The organism is Novosphingobium sp. PASSN1 (assembly GCF_002278815.1).
This window is the reverse complement of the sequence record NZ_NKIS01000015.1, coordinates 75936-94191: the sequence shown is the minus strand read 5'-3', so window position 1 is coordinate 94191 and position 18256 is coordinate 75936. Positions and strand designations below refer to the sequence as shown.

Sequence of the window (18256 nt, the reverse complement as noted above, 5' to 3'; positions counted from 1 at the left end):
CTTCCTTGGCCAATCGCGCGAACACAAAAAAGCCGCCCGAACGCATCCCCGAAGGGAGGGTTTGGGCGGCGACATTGCCACGCGATGTTGAATGTTCAGGCTCCGCGCTGGTTCGCCCGGCTTTGGGCGGCACAAGAACCTTCGTTGCATGGGCTAACCGATTCGGGTGCTGCACTGCAAGGTTTATTTTGCAGTGCAGCACACCTGGGCCCCGTGGCTTTTATCAGAGCACCAGTTCTGCCTGCAGCCACAGGATTTGCCGGTCCACGCCGAACGTATCGGCCTGATAGTTCGCGTACTTCATCAGCCAGCCCACCTTCTTCGTCTTGAAGCCAAGGCTGGCGTCCCATTCGCTGCCGTACCGCACATGGTCCACATCGCTGTGAAACCGGTGATAGATGACATTGGCCGTGAGCCCCTGCACCGCCTTCACCTTGGGAAAGACCTTGGCGAACGTGAGATACGTGTCCTCAAGCCCGCCTGCCGGGGTGGTGAGGAACAGATCGGCCCAGCCATTGAACTTGTGCAGCGTGGCGAGCGGGGTCTGGAAGCCCTTGCCCGCCAAAGCGCCGCCCACTTTGCCTGCGCCCAGCTTCTCGTAGGAGCCGCTCAGCGTGAAGCCCTGATAGCCAAGGCCGAGCTCGCCCAGCACATAGTCCGCTGTGTAATTCACCGGATTGCGGCCAATATCGCTTTGCCGCGCATAGCTGCCAAGGATGTTGAGCTTCACCGCCTTCGACAGCGCAAAGCTGCCCGAGGCGCGGCCGCCATAAGTTTGCGAGGAATTGCCGAAGGCGAAGTCCTCATCATAGTCGATGATGTAGGAAAACGCCTTGGCCGTGATCGGCCCGAGCTTGGTGCTGGCCCCAAGGAACACGAAATCACCGTCCAGCAGGCGGCGCGGGCCCGCATCGGAGCCGAAGATCGTCTCCTGCCGCAGCGCATATGTGCCGTCGAGCATGACTGGGCCAAGCGTGGCCTCCGCGCGCACGGCATCGAAGGTCTGTTCGTTTTGCCGCCAGCCGACCGAACCGACGAAGCGCTGGTCATCAAGGTTGATCCGCTGCAGTCCGACTGTCAGCGCGAAGTTCTTGACCTTGTACATGATCTGCAGCCGGTTGAGGTCGATGCTTTGCGCATCGGCGACCGTGGCAAACTGCGGGCGGCTCTGCGGGTTTCCGGGCAGCGGGAACGGGAAGCCATTGTACTGCTGGGACAAGGCCAACGTGCCTTCACCTTCGAAAAGCACGGACAGGTGCGAGGGCGCGTGCTTGAGTTCGACGCCCGAACGCAACCGGACCGTTACCGCATCCCCGTCCACAGTCTGCTGATCGACACCTTCGTAGCGCACGCGAAGGTCGATGATAGGATCGAGCGTGAAGCCGTCACCCACCGGCACCGGATCGCCAAAGGCGAGCGTGCCGGCGGCGTGCGCAGGGTGAGCGCAGGCGATCGGCGACGCGATGAGCGCCGCCGCGAGTGCAGTCTTTTTCATGTTTCCCTCCTGATGGCCCCCCGGAGATTCCTGGGTCATGGGCCGATCAGGCATCCTCTGATATTTATGCTCCGCCAGTATCCGGTTGCAGATCAGGCAGCGTGAACCTTTGGCCCGTGATCATATTCGGCGAGGAAGTGCAGCACCTCCTGCCGGTAGGCGTAGAAATCGGGATGGCGCAGCAATTCCTTGCGATCACGTGGGCGCGGCAGATCGACCTTGAGCACCTTGCCGATGGTGGCATTGGGGCCATTGGTCATCATCACCACCCGGTCTGCCAGCAGGATCGCTTCGTCCACGTCATGCGTCACCATGATCGCCGTCACCTTGGTGCGGTTCCATACTTCCACCAGTACGTCCTGCAGATCCCAACGCGTCAGGCTGTCGAGCATTCCGAACGGCTCATCCAGCAGCAGCAACCGCGGGCTGAGCGCGAAGGCGCGCGCGATGCCGACGCGCTGGCGCATCCCGTTCGACATTTCCGCCGCCATCTTGTCCTTCGCATCGGCCAGCCCGACACGGTCGAGGTAATAGTCGATGATCTCACGCCGCTCTGTGCGGCTGGCGTGCGGGTAGACGCGCTCCACGCCCAGCGCCACGTTCTGCCGCGCGGTCAGCCAGGGCATCAGGCTGGGTGATTGGAACACCACCGCCTTGTCCGGCCCGGCCACGTCAATCTCGCGGTTATCCAGAATGATGCCGCCCTTGCTGATCTCGTTCAGCCCTGCGGCCATGGTCAGCACGGTGGACTTGCCGCAGCCCGAATGGCCGATCAGCGAGACGAACTCGCCCTTGTCCATCATCAGGTTGAAGTCCTCGACCACGGTCAGCGGCCCCTTGGGGGTGGGGTAGATCTTGTTGAGCTTCCAGAACTCCATGTACCGCCGCGTCGCGCCCTTTTTCGCCGCGTCCTGATAGGCCTGCGGCGGTGGCGCGAGATCGAGCGGGGTGACATTGGGCAGGTGCCCGAAATCGCTGCCCTGCGCCGACTTCCCGCCCGCCAGACTGCCGAGGTAGTTGACAATTTCGGTGCGCAGTTTCTGGAATTGCGCGCTGTCGTTCACCGCCTCGCGGTCGCGCGGGCGCGGCAGGGCAACAGGGAAAATCCGGCCGATCCGCGCCGCTGGCGCAGGGGTGAGCACTGCCACTCGGTCCGCCAGCAGCAGCGCTTCATCCACATCGTTGGTGACAAGGATGATCGTGCGCTTTTCCTCCTCGCGGATGCGGTCGATCTCGTCCTGCAGCTTGGCGCGGGTCAGCGCGTCGAGCGCGGAGAGCGGCTCGTCGAGCAGGAGGATTTCGGGCTCCATCGCCAGCGCCCGCGCCACCGCAACGCGCTGGCGCATCCCGCCGGAAAGCTGCGCAGGTTTGCGGTCCATTGCGTGGCCCAGCCCGACAAGCTTGACCTTCTGCTTCACCTGCGCGGCGCGCGCTTCCCGGCTGCGATCCTTGTGAACCGAATCCACCGCAAGCGCGACATTCTGGCCGACGGTCAGCCACGGCAGCAGCGAATAGGACTGGAAGACGAGGCCGCGGTCCCGGTCGGGCCCTTCGACGGCCTTGCCGCGCAGCAGGATTTCTCCGGCGTCGGGCTCGACCAGCCCGGCAATGGCCGAGATCAGCGTGGTCTTGCCCGCGCCCGAGAAGCCGAGGATCGCGACGAATTCGCCTTCCTCCACATCAAGGTCGATGCCGCCCAGCACTTCGGAGACGCCCCCGGCCTTGCCGGTGTAGCTCTTGCGGACGTTGTTGAGCGAGAGGATCGTGGCCATGGTACGCATCCCTGCTCAAGCGTTGCGATTGCGGCTGACGAAAGCCTGCAGGGCCATCATCACGCGGTCGAGCGCGAAGCCGATCAGGCCGATCACCACCACCGCGACCATGATCCGCGCCAGCGACTTTTCCGAACCGTTCTGGAACTCATCCCACACGAACTTGCCGAGCCCGGGGTTCTGCGCGAGCATTTCCGCCGCGATCAGCACCATCCAGCCGGTGCCGAGCGAAAGGCGCATACCGGTGAAGATATAGGGCAGGGATGAAGGCAGCACGAGCTTGGTCAGCCGCGCAAACCAGCCAAGCCGAAGCACCCGGCCAACCGCGATCAGGTCCTTGTCGATGCTGGCGGTGCCGATGGCAGTGTTGATCAGCGTGGGCCACAGCGAGCAGAGCATCACGACAACCGCCGAGATGACGAAGCTCTTGGGCAGGGTGGGGTCATCGCTGGAGACGGACGCGGAGACGACCATCGTCACGATCGGCAGCCACGCCAGCGGACTGACCGGACGCATGATCTGGATCAGCGGATTGATCGCTGCATTCACGCGCTTCGACATGCCCGCAACAAGCCCGAGAGGTACTGCGAACAGCGTGGCGAGAACGAAACCGGCCGCGACGGTTTCAAGGCTGGTGAAGATCTGGTCGATGAACGTCGGCGGACCGGTGTAGACATAGCCCGCCGCAACTGCCTGTGCTGCTGCGACGCGCGAGGCGGCGGCCTCGTCCAGCAGGCCAAGGAAGGCGCTCCACACATCACCCGGCCCGGGCAGCGCGCCCAATGAGGTCTGCACCAGCGGCGCGAGCAGGGCCCACAGCGCGAGGAAACCGCCGATCCCGGCGAGAGGCGGCCAAAGCGCTTCGAATGCGGCTTTGCCCGAAGGCAGCTTGAGGCCGAAGGGCAGGACCTTCTCAGGCGGCACAGCGGTCTCCACCGGTTGTTCGGCATGGAGCGGCTGGCTGACTTCCGGTTCCGGCGATGGCGTCGCCGCAAACTCATCCTGAAACAATACGGCGGCGTTCATCGGCTGCACTCCTTGCTCACTGAACGCCCGCAGGCGTGACCTTCTGCCCCGCCTTCAGACCAATCGCGAAGCTGGCGGCATAGGCGGCGGGCTTGTGCGCATCGAATGCCACTCCGTCGATCGCCTTGCGGGTGTAGACGCGGAAGCCATCGGTCTTAGGGAACTGGTCGGCAGTTGCCTTGCCATCGGCCACAAGCGACTGGGCCGCCTCGTCATAGAGGTCCGGGCGATAGACCGACTTCACCGTATCGAGATACCACTGATCGGCCTTGGCTTCGGGCAGTTGGCCCCAGCGGCGCATTTGCGTGAGGAACCAGATCCCGTCGGAATAGAACGGATAGCTGGCCTGTTGATCGAAGAAGAGGTTGAATTCGGGCGTGGCGCGCGTGTCGCCCGCGCCGAACGTGAACTTGCCGGTCATCGAGGCCATCAGCACCTTCTCGTCGGCCCCCACATATTTGGGGCTGGCGAGCATCTTGACCGCCTCGGCGCGGTTCTTGCCGCCTTCGGCATCGAGCCACATCGAAGCACGGATCAGCGCGCGCGTGAGCGCCTTTACAGTTTTGGGATTCTTCTTGGTGAAGTCTGCGGTCAGGCCGAACACTTTGTCGCCCGTGGTGCCCGCGATATCGGGATCGACGATGACCGGCACGCCGATCTTCTTGGCAACTGCAGCCTGGTTCCACGGTTCGCCTACCGAATAGCCGTTGATCGTGCCCGCTTCCATCGTCGAAGGCATCTGCGGCGGCGGGGTGACGGAAAGCTGCACATCCGCACCGGTGACGCCCGCGGTATCGCCCGGCAGGTAGAAGCCGGGATTGAGCCCGCCCGCCGCCAGCCAGTAGCGCAGCAGATAGTTGTGCGTGGAGACGGGGAAAACCATGCCCATCTTGAAGGGCTTGCCCTCCGCCTTGAACTTCGCGACGACCGGGGCCAGCGCCGAGGCCGGGATCGGCATCTGCACTTTGCCGTCCGCGCCCTTGGGCAGGCTGGGCGCGATCATATCCCACACCTGGTTGGAAACGGTGACGCCCTTGCCATTGAGATCGAGCGAAAACGGCGTGACCAGCGGCACTTTCGCGCCGATCCCCGCGCCTGAGGCCAGCACCTGGCCAGCCAGCATGTGCGCGCCGTCCAGTTGGCCGCCGGTCACCCCGTCGAGCAGCACTTTCCAGTTGGCCTGCGGCTCGAGCGTGACGGTGAGGCCTTCTTCGCGGAAGAAGCCCTTTTCCTGCGCCACCACCAGCGGGGCGATATCGGTCAGCTTGATGAAGCCGAGCTTCAGGACGGGCTTTTCGATGCCATTCGCCGAAGCGGCAGGCTTGTCCGGCGCGCTCCCGCCATGGCCGCAGCTGGCCAGCGCGATTCCGGCGAGCAGCGCAGCGACGATGTTGCGCCGGTTGAATGTGCCTTGTCCGTTCATTCGGGTCACCCTTCGAAAGCGGCGCGACAAACACGAAAAAGCCGCCCGAACGCATCCCGAGTGGGGAGGTCTGGGCGGCGACGTTGCCACGCAATGAAACTGAGGGCCGGCGAGTGCTACGTTCGCCCAACCTTGGGCGGCATCGTCTGGCTTAAAGCTAAGCTATGTGATTCGCAGGGGGTTCGGCAAGCGCTTTTTGCACTGCAATAGAATTTTATGCGTCGCGCTGCCCTGCGATGTAAGCTTCGATCAGTTCGGGATCGAACGGCTTTCCGTCAAAAAAGCTATTGCTTTCCATGGTGATGATGCCCTGCTGCATGGATACGGAGGTGGGACCGGCAAGGCTGCCTTCCACCTTCGAACTGGCCCCCGGCAGCGGGTCGCCAGTGCCCAATAGTGCGCTGCGGTATATGTCTGGGCGGAACACGCGCGCCGCCTTGCGGGCATCGGCTGAGTCGAACGCCAGGCCATCCCAGCGCACCATCTGGCTGTATAGCCATTCGGCCTGACTCACCCACGGGAAGTTCGCCGCCTCGCGGTGCTGGAACATGAAATCGGGATAATGCAGCAGATCGCCGCCCTGCCGCAGCAGCAGCCGATCCGAAATGGCGCGGCGGATCAGCGTGGCATCGCCATCGAGGTACTCACTGCGCGCTAGAATTGCTGCGTTGGTTTCAAGATTTTCCGGATCGACAAAGTGCTCCCCGGCCTTGCGAAGTGCGCGAACCAGCGCTTCAACTTGTGTCCGGCGCGCATCCAGCACCGGCTCACGAAATGCGAGAACCTTCTCCACACCGCGCCGCCACAGCTGCGCGGTGACCAGCACGATCTCGCCCGCACCGCGCTCCACCGCCACGCTGTTCCACGGCTCGCCCACGCAGATGGCATCGACTTCACCAAACTCCAGCGCATCGGCGCAAAACGGCGGGGCGACTGTGGTGATTTCAACGTCCACGTCGAGCCGAACGCCGCAGGCCGCAAGCCAATAGCGCAGCATGTAATTGTGGCTGGAATAGCGGTGGACCACGCCGAACCGCAGTGGCTTGCCGGTTGCGGCAACACGCGCTTTCAGCGCCGCGCCGACCTTTGCCGGATCGCCCAGCCCGCCGGCCGGGTTCACCGCGCGCGCCAGATCGGGCCGCATGGTCACTGCATTGCCATTGAGCCCGAGCACGAACGGCACCGAAAGCGGCTGCGCGGGACGGCCCCGCCCAAGCGTGGTGGCAATGGCCAGCGGGGCAACCAGATGCGCGCCGTCGCTGTGGCCATAGAGCAACCGGTCGAGCACGGTGGCCCAGCTCATGTCGCGCACCAGCCGCAGCGACAGGCCTTCCGCCTCGGCAAACCCGTGTTCCAGCGCGAGGATCGGCAGGCAGGCATCAACCAGCGGCAGGAAGCCGATGGTGAGTTCGCCCTTCGCGGCTTCATCGACCATCATAGTCCTCCCAACAGCTGGTGCGCTGTCACAACAGCTTCAGCGATGTCGGCAAGGCGCTTGCCCTGGTTCATCGCGGTCTTGCGCAGTTCGTTGTAAGCCTGCGGTTCGGTGAAGGCCCGGCTGTCCATCAGAATGCGCTTGGCCTTGTCTACAATTTCACGCTCGGCCAGCTTGCCCTTTGCCTCGGCCAGATCGGATTGCAGGCGGGCAAAGGCGTTGAAGCGCCGCACCGCAAGATCAAGGATCGGCCGGATGCGGTGCGGGGCCATCCCATCGACGACATAGGAGGAAACCCCGGCATCGACCGAAGCCGCGATGGATTCCGCGTCGCTCTCATCCACGAACATCGCGATCGGTCGGCCCAGCACACGGCTTACCGCGAAGTATTCCTCCAGTACATCGCGTGAAGGGTTGCCGAGGTCCATCAGCACGATATCGGGCGCGATCTCGCCGATCCGGGCCGCAAGCCCGCGCCGTTCGGTCACAACGAAGATCTCGCAGCCTTCCACGGCTGCCAGCCCTTCGCGGATCACCGCCGCGCGGCTCGCGCTTTCATCGACAATGGCGATCCGCATATGCCCATCTAGTGGGCGGGGCCGGGAAGCGATTCAAGAAGATTTGTACCGCACCGATGCAATTCCAGTTCGGGGTTTGCCCGCCTTGGACGGGCAGAAGGGATCGGGTGGTCAGGCAATCAGCTTACGCCCAACGGAGACAGTGACCTCGAAAGCTGCCGTTCGTCACCTCAGCCGTCAACGACTGGAAAGTCCCATCCACCGTCATTCTGAGTAGCCCCTAGTTTTCTAGACGCCTTCCGCTTTCAAAATCTGCTGCCGTTCGAACTCGACGGGCGACAGCATCCCATTCCTGACCTGCTTGCGCACCGGGTTGTAGAACATCTCGACGTAATCGAACATGTCCTGCCGGGCTTCCTCGCGGGTTTTGTAGGTGCGGCGCCGGATGCGCTCACGCTTGAGCGCCGAGAAGACGCTTTCGGCAACCGCGTTGTCGTGGCAGTTGCCCCGTCGGCTCATTGAGTGCTCAAGATTGTGGGCCCGGATGAAGGCAGCCCAGTCCATACTGGTGAACTGCGAGCCTTGGTCCGAGTGGATCAGCACTTGTTGCTTCGGCCTGCGCCGCCATACCGCCATGTGCAGCGCCTGCAGCACCACGTCGGTGGTCTGTCGGCTCTGCATCGACCAGCCCACCACGCGGCGTGAGTAGAGGTCAATCACGACCGCCAGATAGGCAAAGCCCTCCAGGGTGCGGATGTAGGTAATGTCTGTCACTCAGGCCCGGTCTGGCGCAGCCACGTCGAACTGGCGATCCAGCGTGTTGTCGATCGCCAGGGAAGGCTTGCCGCCATAGCTGCCAGGCCGGCGCTTGTAGCCGACCTGGGCCCTGATACCCGCCAGCCTGGTCAACCGGGCAACGCGGTTGGGACAGCAGGTCTCGCCGTGATCCAGCAAATCGTCGTGCAGCTTGCGATAGCCGTACACCTTGCCGCTGTCGTTCCAGGCCCGCCTCAGCAGCTCCGTCTGCCGAGCATCTTCCCGAGCCCGCTGGCGCAGCGGGCGCTTTTGCCAAGCATAGAACCCGCTGGGCTGCACGGCGAGGCACCGGCACATTGCCCGCACGCCGAAACGATCTCGATGCTCGGCAATGAACGCGTATCTCACTTTGCATCTCGAGCGAAATACGCGGTGGCTTTTTTTAGAATGTCGCGCTCCTCGGTCACCCGGGCCAGCTCGCGCTTCAGCTGGCGGATCTCGGCATCCTTGCCGGCATCGCCGGATACGACCTTCGCCAGCTGCCGCTTCCACGCATACAGCGAGTGCGCGCTGACCCCGAGCCGCTGCGAGACCTCCGCGACCGGATACCCACGTTCGGTGATCTGGGCCACCGCATCGCGCTTGAACTCATCACTGAAATTGGGCTTCCCCATCGTCGCCTCCTGTCCTCAAAATTAGGATCGAAGGCGTCCAGAAATCTAGGGGCTACGCAAACCTCGGCGCCCATTCATCGACATGCCGGGCATTCTGCCGGGTGCCGATGTGACCTTTGTGATCAATCCGGGCCAGACGACCGGCCCGCCCACTACGAACTTGGCGCGCCATCCTTAAGCCGAGACGCGGGGAACAACACCGGTCCGCGGTGCGTTTGGTCATGAGGCGAGGTCAGGCATCAAGTGCCTCGCCAAAAAGGAAAGACGCCCATGCGCTGGATTTCAGGACTGATCACACTTGCCGGCCTCTACGGACTCTATCGCGTGTTCCGGCAGTCCGAGCCGGGCTTGGCCCAACCGGCTCTGGCGACTTCGCCCGCTGCCTTTGCGGACAACGAAGCGGTGCCGGAGAATTTGACTCAGGTGCGCAATGCCGGCCCAGATGCGACCGCGACGGCTCAGCAGGAATGGGATGCAGTCGACCAGGTTTCCGATGAGAGCTTTCCGGCGAGCGATCCGGGCGCGAAGTACTGACAGCGCCTTCGCCCACGCGCGAACGCTTGCTGAAGAGGCTGGTTCCCGCAGGAACCGGCCTGCTTCGCCGCGATCGCACGAGCCAGTGGCACGACCGGCCTGCAATCGATGGGAACAGCTCTGCGCCTGATTTAACGCGCGGCGGCACATGCGAGTCCCTGCGCTGAAAGCGATCCGGGTTGAAATGTCGTGCGGCAGCTGGCCCGGCTGCCTATTCGGCCTTGTCCGTGGCGATGTCCGTGGCGATCCTTGCCAGCAGGTCGAGCAATTCCTGGGGGACCGGCTCCTGCATCACGGCATTGTAGTAGTCCCGGATATCCTTGTTCCACGCCGCGTCGGGCTGTTGTCCAGTGTTTGCACTAGTGGCAAAATTGCTAGCGAAATTGGGGGCAGCATTGGGCGCGGCCTTCCCATTCGGTTGGGAAATCACATCGAAGGATGGATCTTTTGCCACACGTTTTATCCTTCCGAGCGTGATACCCCTCGCCAGCGTGCTCGTCCTGCGTCTGCCGCTCGATTGCAAAAGCATAGTCCCTCCCCGCATCAGATCGTTATCCTGGTTCATTCCCGGCGCCCGCCCCCGGTCCTCCGAGACGCCTTATTGCCGGCCATGCGAGCCGAAAAATAGCGCCTGGCTGATCGCTGCACGAACGGTCTCGTCGCGAAACGGCTTGCCGATCAGAAACGCCGGCTCCGGCCGCTCGCCTGTCAGCAGCATCTCGGGAAAGGCCGTGATGAAGATGACGGGGGCGTCGCTCAGCTCTGCAATCGCATCGACAGCATCGATCCCGGAGCTGCCATCGGCCAGCTGCACATCGCTGAGCACCAGATCGGGCTGCTCGCGCGCAAACAGGATCTTGGCTTGCGCGGCGGTCGTCGCATTAGCAACAACGCAGTGGCCAGCCTCGGCGATGATGCTTTCGAGATGGCTGGCGATCAGTCCCACGTCCTCGATCACGAGGACACGCACCGGTTCATCCAGCCGAAGCTCTGCGAGGGCCTGCTGGACGAGCTTGTCTGCCTCGCTTTCGGGCAAGCCAAGGATGGCCCCGGTCTGCGCGATGGAAAATCCTTCGAGCTGATGCAACAGCAGCGCCTGGCGGGGTAAGCTGGGCATGCGGGCGATCTGCGAGCTGTGCTCGCAAACCCCGCTTGGGGGATGCGGCACGTCCCCCGCCATCCACAGCCGGGTGAACGCGCGAAACAGTGCGATCGCGCCATCGCGGATCTCGGCGCGGATGGCCGAATCGTGGAGCGAGGATTCGAGCAGGTCACGCACCACCGCATCCCCTGCCGATTGCCGGCCAGTGAGCGAGCGGGCGTACCGCCTCAGGTAGGGCAGAGCCCGCGCAAGGTCGGTATCCGCTTGATCGCGGATCACCGGCTCTCCTCCCGCAAGCTTTGAAAGATAGGATTGCGTACTCATGCAAAGTCCCGTGTGGCAGTGCCTGGATGCCGAACCGGATCCGGGCGTGGAGTGATGCTGTAACAAGGGGTCAAGCGCGCGCTTGTTCCGGCAGGATGGCAATTAATCAGCGCCGGAGTGCTTTCGGTACGGCCATCACCAAGCTTCGCCGCAAGCGCGGCCTGAGCCGACCATTCCGCCGGAGCCGCTCATGCACCTGATCAAGCGCGATTTCGGATCGCTCGAGGCGCTGACCGCCAAGCTCGCCGAAGTGGCGGTCGCGCACTTCGGCAGCGGCTGGGCATGGCTCGTGCTGGTGGGTGGCCCGCTGCAGGTCACGGCGCTGCATGATGGCGATACGCCCATCGCGCATGGCGGCATGGCGCCGCTGCTTACGATCGATCTGTGGGAGCATGCCTACTACATCGACTACCGCAACGCCCGGCCCAAGTACGTCGAAGCGCTGCTGAGCGCGCTGATCAACTGGGAGTTCGTCGCGCTCAATCTCGACGGAAACGGCATCCTGCGCGCCAATCAGGAATGACGGGAGCAACGTGAAAGCGGGGCTGCCCCGAAGGGCGCGCCCCGCTCTCCAGCATTCAGGGATGCCGATCGCGCAGCAGCGCGCCGGTCATCATGATCAATGCCAGAGCAGGACGAGGATGATGATGATCGGCAGCGGTATGCCCAGCAGCCAGAGGAGTATGCCCTTGCCCATAAATGTGTTCCTTGTCGGCGCGAGTGGGGATGTCCGCAAAATCCGCGTGCCGGGCCTTTGTTCCCTTGTGGGCCGCCCCCACCCACACATTGCCCCCACCATCGCATGACCTCTGCAGGGCCACGCCCTGCCCGGTTTCGCGGCGAATACGGGTCCATCGCCGATTGGCGGCGGATCATTCGGCGGCCTGCGCCGTTTCCCCTGAACCAATCCCCATGGAGACCAACATGAACACCACCAATCAGGACAACGCCGCCCCACTCGCAACCGACGAGACCAGCGAGATGATCTCTTCGCGCAAGGTCCAGGGCACCGCAGTCTACGGCCATGACGGCGCAAAACTCGGCTCGATCGAGAGCTTCATGGTCAACAAGGCCTCGGGCCAGGTCGAATACGCCGTGCTCGAATTCGGCGGCCTGTTCGGGATCGGCAGCGATCACTACCCGATCCCGTGGAACCAGCTGCGCTATTCCCACGACGAGAGCGGCTACCTTGTCGACCTCGACCGTGACGCGCTTGAGAAGGCGCCGCGCTACGATGGAGCCGGAGACGATGGCTTCAACACCGCGCGCAGCCACGAAGTCGATACCTACTACAGCACGATCTGATCCGCAGGGCGCCAGCCCTATAGGACCTCTACATGGCGGGGGGCGTCCAGATGGCCGCTCCCCGTTTTGCATGTGTGCCCCCCGCCGGAACACCCAAGGCGGAACCCTGCGCGTCCCCGCACGTTTGGTGATGGACTCCCGGCCCGCACCGCGCGGGACCCATCCGGCGATCAAGGATACGAAATGGCCAGCACCAATCTCACCAAGCATTCCGCGTTCACGCCCGTCGACATTCTGCGCAAGGAGGCGCGCCAGCATGTCGAGACAGGCCCGGTCACCGTGTCCTATCCCAAGGACCGCGACGTGATCGTCGAGCATCTCGGCCGCGCGCTGGCAACCGAATGGGTCTGCGTGCTGCGCTATCTGCGCCACGCCTATTGCATCACCGGCGTGGTCGCCGAACCGATCAAGGCGCACTTCCTCGAACATGCGCGCGAAGAGCAAGCCCATGCCCACAAGCTGGCCGAACGGATCGTGCAACTGGGCGCCGAACCCGATCTCAATCCCGCTACGCTCACCCAGCGCGCCCATGCCGAATACGTGCCCGGCAACTCGACCGAGGACATGATCCGCGAAAACCTCATCGCCGAGCGCATCGCGGTGGAGGCCTACCGCGAGTTCATCCAGTTCCTCGGCGACCGCGATCCCACGACCCGAACCATGCTCGAGGCGATCCTCGCGCAGGAGGAGGAACACGCAGACGACTTGCGTGATCTACTCACCTGATCGGACGCGACCAACCCACACAAAGGAAAACAGTACCATGGAACAGACGACCACCATCAGCGAAGGCATCCGCAGCGCCCTGGCGACGCCGATTGCCGCCCGGATCACCGAAGCGCTTGAGCATAATCCACTACTCGCCTCCGCCGCCGCGTTCGCTACAACCCGGATTGCGCTGCGCTCGCTGACGGGCCTCCTCGCTGTCGGGCTGATCGCGGGCAGTTTGATCTACGTGCAGCAGAACCGCTCGGCCAGCCTCGACGAGGCGCGCCAACTTGCACGCAGGGCGAAGAAGAAGGCAGCAAAGGAGTTGCGCAAGGTGTCGGACGCCGTCTCAGCCTGAAATGAAGATCGCGCCTGCCCGGCACAGCAGCGGGCAGGCGCGACCGGACAGCAGCTGAATTTCGCCGCACTCGCTACCCCCCTAAAATTTATTCGGGATCCTCCGATGCGGAGCGGAACTTCCTGACTTTCGAAGCATTATCGATCCGGGAGGCATCGTGAATAACGACAAGGATAAGCGATGGCTGGCGTTCTGGAATCCGAGAGCGAGGTCGATCCTCCCCGCGGCGCATGTCTTTCGGACAGTGACTTTCAAACCGAGTTGACCGAATCAACCCTGCATTTGCGCGCGTTCGCACGTTCGCTATGCGGCAATCGGGATACGGCTGACGATCTCACGCAGGAAACCCTGATGCGCGCATGGGCCGCGCGCGAGCGGTTCGCCGCAGGCACCAGTTTCAAGGCCTGGACCTTCACCATTCTTCGCAATGTCTATTTCGGCCAGATCCGCCGCCTGCGCTTTGTCGGCGAATACAACGAGGTCGAGGCCGAACGGGTGCTCAGCACACCCGCCACGCAGGAGGCTGGCCTTGAGGCCAGCGATGTTCTGCGCGCCATGGCGCTGCTTCCGGCAGCCCAGCGCGAAGTTCTGATCCTCGCTGCGGTCGGCGATGTCAGCTACCGCGAGATGGCGGAAATCTGCGGTGTCGCCGTCGGCACGATCAAGAGCCGCATCGCGCGCGCTCGCATCAGCCTTGCCGCCACGATCGAGAGCGGCATCCTGCCCGATTGCCGGCATGACTACATCATCAAGGGCGAAGTGCTGGACGCGTTCGCCGCAGAGCTGGCCAAGATCGCTCCGCAGCACGTGATGGATCGGCGCCACGCCTGACAACGGCTGTGGTTCATTGCCGCCTCTGATCCAGCCGAGGGGATGCCTTGGCCTCCCATGTATTCCCCAACCTGCGCGCCCCACTCGCACGCAATCATTTCGCGAAACGCGAATTGAGACAAATATATCACTCTATAACCGATTTAGATCTGAAATAATTTAATGCGGAACCAGGTCATATCTCAAATATTTTCCCTTCGTTCATCGAGGAAATATTCATGCTCAATACCACCAGCAATTTGCGCGCTACCAAGTCAGCCAATTCGCAGCTTCATTACAGCATCGGCTGCGCGATTGCGGCCTTGTGCGTTGGCAGCCTTGCCTCGCCTGCTTTCGCTGCCAACGAATGCGGCGTGCCATCGGGCGGCACTGTCACCTGCGCTCCGAGCCCGGGCAACTACCCCGGCGGCATCACTTATGTCGCGCCTGCTGATATCACCGTGAATGCTCCGGCGGCGGTCACGGTCGCCACGGCCGCTCCCGCCACCAACGGCATCACGATCACCGGCGCGCAGGCAGCAACCCTTGCGGGCGCCGCAACCGTCTCGACAACGGGTGCTGGCAGCAACGGCGTCGTGCTCAGCAGCGGCACCGGTCCTGCATCGGTCAGCATCGGCGATGTGAGCACCTCCGGGGCGCTCGCTTCCGGGATCATCGCCACTGGCGGTGCGGGCGGAGCCAGTATCGCTGCCCGCGATGTGAGCGTCTCCGGAGCGCTCGGCCACGGCCTCACCGCAACCTCGACGGGCGGCGCAGCCACCATCTCTGCTCGCTCGATCCGCGCGACCGGCAGCGGCAACACCGCTGCTGTCGCCACTTCGGATACGGGCAATGCCTCAATCGTCACCACCGGTGATGTCGTCTCCAACGGGCGCGGCGGCCTTGGCCTTGTTGCCACATCTGGCACTGGCAATGCCGCGGTGACCGCCACCAACGTCTCCACCGTCGCCGCCAACCCGGCCAATGCGGCGCTGGGCGGCAATGCTGTTCTTGCCAGCGGTGCGAACGCCACAGCCGTGGTGACCGGAACGGCTGCCACCAGCGGCACCGCTCAGCCGGGCGTGCCGATTTACAGCGGCGATGCCGTGAGCGCGATTGCCACGAACGGCAACGCGGTGATCACGGCGCAGAATGCCTCGACCCTCGGTGCCGGAGCCCGCGCGCTGACGGCACTGGCCACCGGCGGCAATGCGGCGATCACCGCCAATGGCACCTCGTCGACGCGCGGTATCAATGCCGATGGGATCAGCGCGGTCTCCACCACCGGTGCGGCCCGTGTCATGAATACCGGCCATGTCACCACCACGGGTGACGGCAGCCGCGGCATCTATGCCAGCGGCGTGACCGGCGCGGCCGTTACCGGCGGCGGCACGGTCGATACCACCGGCGCGCTTGCCCACGGCATCTACGCGGTCTCGACCACTGGCCCGGTCAGCGTCACCACCGGCGCTGTTACCACCACCGGCCTTTCGAGCGATGGCATCCGCGCCATGGGCGGCACCGGCGCGGTGTCGGTGAACGGCACCACCGTCCGCACCACCGGCAACACCGCCAACGGCGTCAATGCCCTCGGCGCGGGGCCGGTATCCGTCACCACGGGCACGGTGACCACGCTCGGCACCGGCTCCAACGGGATCCTCGCCGTAAGTGCGGCGGGGCCGGTCACGGTCAATGCGGGCACCACCACGGTGAGCGGCACGGGCGGAAATGCCATCCAGGCTCGCGGCACCGGCCCTGTCCTCGTCACGAGCGGCAGTGCCAGCGCAAACACCGGTGATGCGATCGTCGCCGCCTCCAGCGCTGGTCCGGCGACTGTCACGCTCACCCCGGGCCAGGTCACATCGACCACCGGCAATGGCGTCGCCATCACCAGCGCAACCATCGCCACGCTGAACACGGCCAGCGGCACCACAGTGAACGGGGGCCTGAACGGCGCTGTGCTCGCCGGCGCCACCGGTAGCACCGTCAACAACGCCGGTATGCTGCAGGGACGGGTCTATGCAGTTTCTGCCAGCGGCGGCCCCGCCACGGTCAACAACTCCGGCATGATCCGGGGCGCAGTGGCCCTCAATGGTGCGGGCAGCACGTTCAACAACACCGGCACGTTCGATGCAGCAGGGGCCAGCAGCTTAGGAGCCGGATCGGTGCTGAACAACGCTGGCCTCCTCCGGGTGCAATCCGTCGGCACCGTGCCGGGCACCGCCACGCTGACCGGGCTCGGTACACTGAGCAACACCGGGCTCATCGATCTGCGCAGCGGCACAATCGGCAACACGCTGACCACCACCGGCAACTATGTCGGCAGCGGGAATGCCCGTCTCGGCGTCAGGATCGCGCCGGGTGCGGCCATTCCGGCCGACCAGCTGATTATCGGCGGTTCTGCCACGGGTTCCACCCGCGTCGCCTTCGATCTCGCTCCCGGCGCGCAGCCGCTGTTCAACACCGGCTCGACCATCGTACAGGCTGGCACCGGCTCGACCGCCGGGGCGTTCTCGGTTGATCCGGCAGGCCAGAGCGTCGGCCTCGTGCGCTATGATGTGGTGTTCAACCCGGCGACATCCGACTACGCCCTTGTCGCCGGACCCAGTGATGCGGCCTACCACACGCTCGGCTATCAGAATGCGCTGCGCAACATGTGGTACAAGTCCGCCGATGCGTTCACCACCGAGCTCAGGACCAAGCGCGATACCTTGTGGAACATGGGCGGGACGGCCCCGTCCGGGCGCTTCTGGCTCTCGATGGGAGCTTCGGTCGACAATACCCGGGGTTATCGCGGCTTCGGCACGCTCGGCCAGACCAATCTCACCGATACTGCGGCGCATCAGGATTTCGTCGGCGGCCAGATCGGGCTTGATCTGACCGGCGGCGTCTCGGATCGCGGCGGCTTCTCGGTGGGGATCACCGGCGGCTTCATCCATTCGATCACCGATCTGGGCCACTCCACCGACAATTTCCGGATCAACGGGGCCAATGGCGGCGTCTATGCCAGCTTCACGCAAGGCAATGTCTTTGCCACGGTGCTTGGCAAATACGATCACTACTGGGCGCGTGCGGAGAGCCAGACGGCGGGCTTTGGCCAGCGCCTGAGCGGCCATTCCTATGGTGTACGCGGCGAACTGGGCACCCGCTTTGGCAGCAACAGCTTCTTCATGGAGCCGGTGGCCCAGCTCTCCTGTATCCGCAGCACGCTCGATCCCTTCGCCGTCCTGGGCACGCGCGTCGACTTCAACGAGCGAGATGGCCTGCGCGGCAAGCTGGGCGCCCGGATCGGCGGCAACACCGGCATAGGCAGCGGCACCAAGATGGCCTTCTATGCGGGCGGTAACTACGTCCACGAATTCAAGGGACAGGACCGCGTGACCTTCAGCAACCTCGGCGGCAGCTTCACTGTCGACGGCCAGAAGCACCGCGATTACGGCGAGGCGATTGCCGGCTTCAATATCGCCGCCCCTGGCAGCGCCACGACCTACTTCATGGAAGGCTCCTACGAGCACTCCTTCGGCGGCAGCGACAATGGCCAGCTGACGCAGGAAGGCTTTGCCGGCCGCGCCGGTATCCGCTTCAAGTTCTGATTCTCGTCACATCCCGCACGCCAAAGGCATCGCGTTCCTTCGGGAGCGCGGTGCCTTTGGCCGTATTGGCCGCGCGACAGCTTGTCCGGTGGCGCGGATGCAGCAGGAACCGATATCGGGTCATAGACCAGCCCAACGGCCCCGCGCCGGGCGGGAGCAAGTCCGGTGGCAACAATCCCCGATCCGAACCAAGATCCGCCCGAAGCACCCATGCCTGATCCTTGTATACTGGCAGCGCGCTATGCATTGAGGTTGGTGGCCGAAGTAACGCGCCGCGGACCGATGATGTTCCGCGCGTCCCGGCCCATGGATGGTGAGATCAACATCAGCTGCGGTTCCCGTGTGCGAGAGGCTTCATATCGCTGATCTATCGCATCCTCGCTCTGATCGTGATCGGGGTCATTCCAATGTGGTCGTCGTCAC

14 protein-coding genes and 2 pseudogenes are annotated in these 18256 nt (G+C 63.9%); 7 read left to right on the top strand and 9 right to left on the bottom strand.

All coding sequences use genetic code 11. The annotated features are described in order from the left end of the window. Window positions 1-223 precede the first annotated feature (223 nt). From CFE35_RS19995 to CFE35_RS19965, 7 genes and pseudogenes are all read right to left on the bottom strand, one after another. Window positions 224-1495 carry an alginate export family protein gene (locus CFE35_RS19995; RefSeq protein WP_292933326.1) on the bottom strand — a complete coding sequence of 424 codons (1272 nt, stop codon included), beginning with the start codon at window positions 1493-1495 and terminating at the stop codon, window positions 224-226. Window positions 1496-1587: 92 nt separating this feature from the next. Next, the gene (locus CFE35_RS19990; RefSeq protein ID WP_292933324.1) at window positions 1588-3267 is read right to left on the bottom strand and encodes a nitrate ABC transporter ATP-binding protein; all 1680 of its coding nucleotides are present in this window, start codon (window positions 3265-3267) and stop codon (window positions 1588-1590) included. Window positions 3268-3282: 15 nt separating this feature from the next. After that, window positions 3283-4293, bottom strand: coding sequence for an ABC transporter permease (locus CFE35_RS19985; RefSeq protein WP_292933322.1), 1011 nt, complete (start codon window positions 4291-4293; stop codon window positions 3283-3285). Window positions 4294-4309: 16 nt separating this feature from the next. Beyond that, on the bottom strand, window positions 4310-5716 hold the full coding sequence (locus CFE35_RS19980) for a CmpA/NrtA family ABC transporter substrate-binding protein (RefSeq protein ID WP_292933321.1): 1407 nt from the start codon (window positions 5714-5716) through the stop codon (window positions 4310-4312). A 214-nt stretch (window positions 5717-5930) separates the two neighbouring features. After that, on the bottom strand, window positions 5931-7151 hold the full coding sequence (locus tag CFE35_RS19975; protein ID WP_292933320.1) for an ABC transporter substrate-binding protein: 1221 nt from the start codon (window positions 7149-7151) through the stop codon (window positions 5931-5933). Then, entirely contained in the window at window positions 7151-7729 is a 579-nt protein-coding gene (locus tag CFE35_RS19970; protein WP_292933318.1) for an ANTAR domain-containing protein, read from the bottom strand. Before CFE35_RS19970 ends, CFE35_RS19975 begins: the two co-directional genes overlap by 1 nt. 228 nt (window positions 7730-7957) lie before the next feature. Further along, window positions 7958-9099, bottom strand: a pseudogene (locus CFE35_RS19965) (IS3 family transposase). A 270-nt stretch (window positions 9100-9369) separates the two neighbouring features. Between CFE35_RS19965 and CFE35_RS19960 the strand changes: the two are divergent. Next, the gene (locus CFE35_RS19960; protein WP_292933316.1) at window positions 9370-9633 is read left to right on the top strand and encodes a hypothetical protein; all 264 of its coding nucleotides are present in this window, start codon (window positions 9370-9372) and stop codon (window positions 9631-9633) included. A 211-nt stretch (window positions 9634-9844) separates the two neighbouring features. On the opposite strand, the gene CFE35_RS19955 is transcribed toward CFE35_RS19960, so the two are convergent. Both CFE35_RS19955 and CFE35_RS19950 read right to left on the bottom strand, forming a co-directional pair. Continuing rightward, window positions 9845-10198 carry a NepR family anti-sigma factor gene (locus CFE35_RS19955; protein ID WP_292933315.1) on the bottom strand — a complete coding sequence of 118 codons (354 nt, stop codon included), beginning with the start codon at window positions 10196-10198 and terminating at the stop codon, window positions 9845-9847. 33 nt (window positions 10199-10231) lie between these two features. Next, window positions 10232-11014 carry a response regulator gene (locus CFE35_RS19950; RefSeq protein WP_292933314.1) on the bottom strand — a complete coding sequence of 261 codons (783 nt, stop codon included), beginning with the start codon at window positions 11012-11014 and terminating at the stop codon, window positions 10232-10234. A gap of 232 nt (window positions 11015-11246) precedes the next feature. Here CFE35_RS19950 and CFE35_RS19945 point away from each other — a divergent pair. From CFE35_RS19945 to CFE35_RS19920, 6 genes and pseudogenes are all read left to right on the top strand, one after another. Continuing rightward, window positions 11247-11582: pseudogene (locus tag CFE35_RS19945) on the top strand (Fe-Mn family superoxide dismutase); the annotation flags it as partial. A gap of 401 nt (window positions 11583-11983) precedes the next feature. Beyond that, window positions 11984-12364, top strand: a complete 381-nt coding sequence (locus CFE35_RS19940) for a PRC-barrel domain-containing protein (protein WP_292933313.1) — start codon at window positions 11984-11986, stop codon at window positions 12362-12364. Window positions 12365-12547: 183 nt separating this feature from the next. Then, complete coding sequence (locus tag CFE35_RS19935; RefSeq protein ID WP_292933311.1) at window positions 12548-13090, top strand: ferritin-like domain-containing protein; 543 nt, start codon at window positions 12548-12550, stop codon at window positions 13088-13090. A 37-nt stretch (window positions 13091-13127) separates the two neighbouring features. After that, entirely contained in the window at window positions 13128-13430 is a 303-nt protein-coding gene (locus tag CFE35_RS19930) for a hypothetical protein (RefSeq protein WP_292933309.1), read from the top strand. Between the two features lie 180 nt (window positions 13431-13610). Continuing rightward, on the top strand, window positions 13611-14261 hold the full coding sequence (locus CFE35_RS19925; protein ID WP_292933307.1) for a sigma-70 family RNA polymerase sigma factor: 651 nt from the start codon (window positions 13611-13613) through the stop codon (window positions 14259-14261). Between the two features lie 218 nt (window positions 14262-14479). Next, window positions 14480-17833: an autotransporter outer membrane beta-barrel domain-containing protein gene (locus CFE35_RS19920; protein WP_292933305.1), complete on the top strand. Its 3354-nt coding sequence runs from the start codon at window positions 14480-14482 to the stop codon at window positions 17831-17833. Window positions 17834-18256 lie beyond the last annotated feature (423 nt).

What these genes read in the sequence shown, in the direction of transcription:
- CFE35_RS19995 (WP_292933326.1), bottom strand. Translation starts at nt 1,495, where the DNA reads ATGAAAAAGACTGCACTCGCGGCGGCGCTCATCGCGTCGCCGATCGCC.
- CFE35_RS19990 (WP_292933324.1), bottom strand. Translation starts at nt 3,267, where the DNA reads ATGGCCACGATCCTCTCGCTCAACAACGTCCGCAAGAGCTACACCGGC.
- CFE35_RS19985 (WP_292933322.1), bottom strand. Translation starts at nt 4,293, where the DNA reads ATGAACGCCGCCGTATTGTTTCAGGATGAGTTTGCGGCGACGCCATCG.
- CFE35_RS19980 (WP_292933321.1), bottom strand. Translation starts at nt 5,716, where the DNA reads ATGAACGGACAAGGCACATTCAACCGGCGCAACATCGTCGCTGCGCTG.
- CFE35_RS19975 (WP_292933320.1), bottom strand. Translation starts at nt 7,151, where the DNA reads ATGGTCGATGAAGCCGCGAAGGGCGAACTCACCATCGGCTTCCTGCCG.
- CFE35_RS19970 (WP_292933318.1), bottom strand. Translation starts at nt 7,729, where the DNA reads ATGCGGATCGCCATTGTCGATGAAAGCGCGAGCCGCGCGGCGGTGATC.
- CFE35_RS19960 (WP_292933316.1), top strand. Translation starts at nt 9,370, where the DNA reads ATGCGCTGGATTTCAGGACTGATCACACTTGCCGGCCTCTACGGACTC.
- CFE35_RS19955 (WP_292933315.1), bottom strand. Translation starts at nt 10,198, where the DNA reads ATGAACCAGGATAACGATCTGATGCGGGGAGGGACTATGCTTTTGCAA.
- CFE35_RS19940 (WP_292933313.1), top strand. Translation starts at nt 11,984, where the DNA reads ATGAACACCACCAATCAGGACAACGCCGCCCCACTCGCAACCGACGAG.
- CFE35_RS19935 (WP_292933311.1), top strand. Translation starts at nt 12,548, where the DNA reads ATGGCCAGCACCAATCTCACCAAGCATTCCGCGTTCACGCCCGTCGAC.
- CFE35_RS19930 (WP_292933309.1), top strand. Translation starts at nt 13,128, where the DNA reads ATGGAACAGACGACCACCATCAGCGAAGGCATCCGCAGCGCCCTGGCG.
- CFE35_RS19925 (WP_292933307.1), top strand. Translation starts at nt 13,611, where the DNA reads ATGGCTGGCGTTCTGGAATCCGAGAGCGAGGTCGATCCTCCCCGCGGC.
- CFE35_RS19920 (WP_292933305.1), top strand. Translation starts at nt 14,480, where the DNA reads ATGCTCAATACCACCAGCAATTTGCGCGCTACCAAGTCAGCCAATTCG.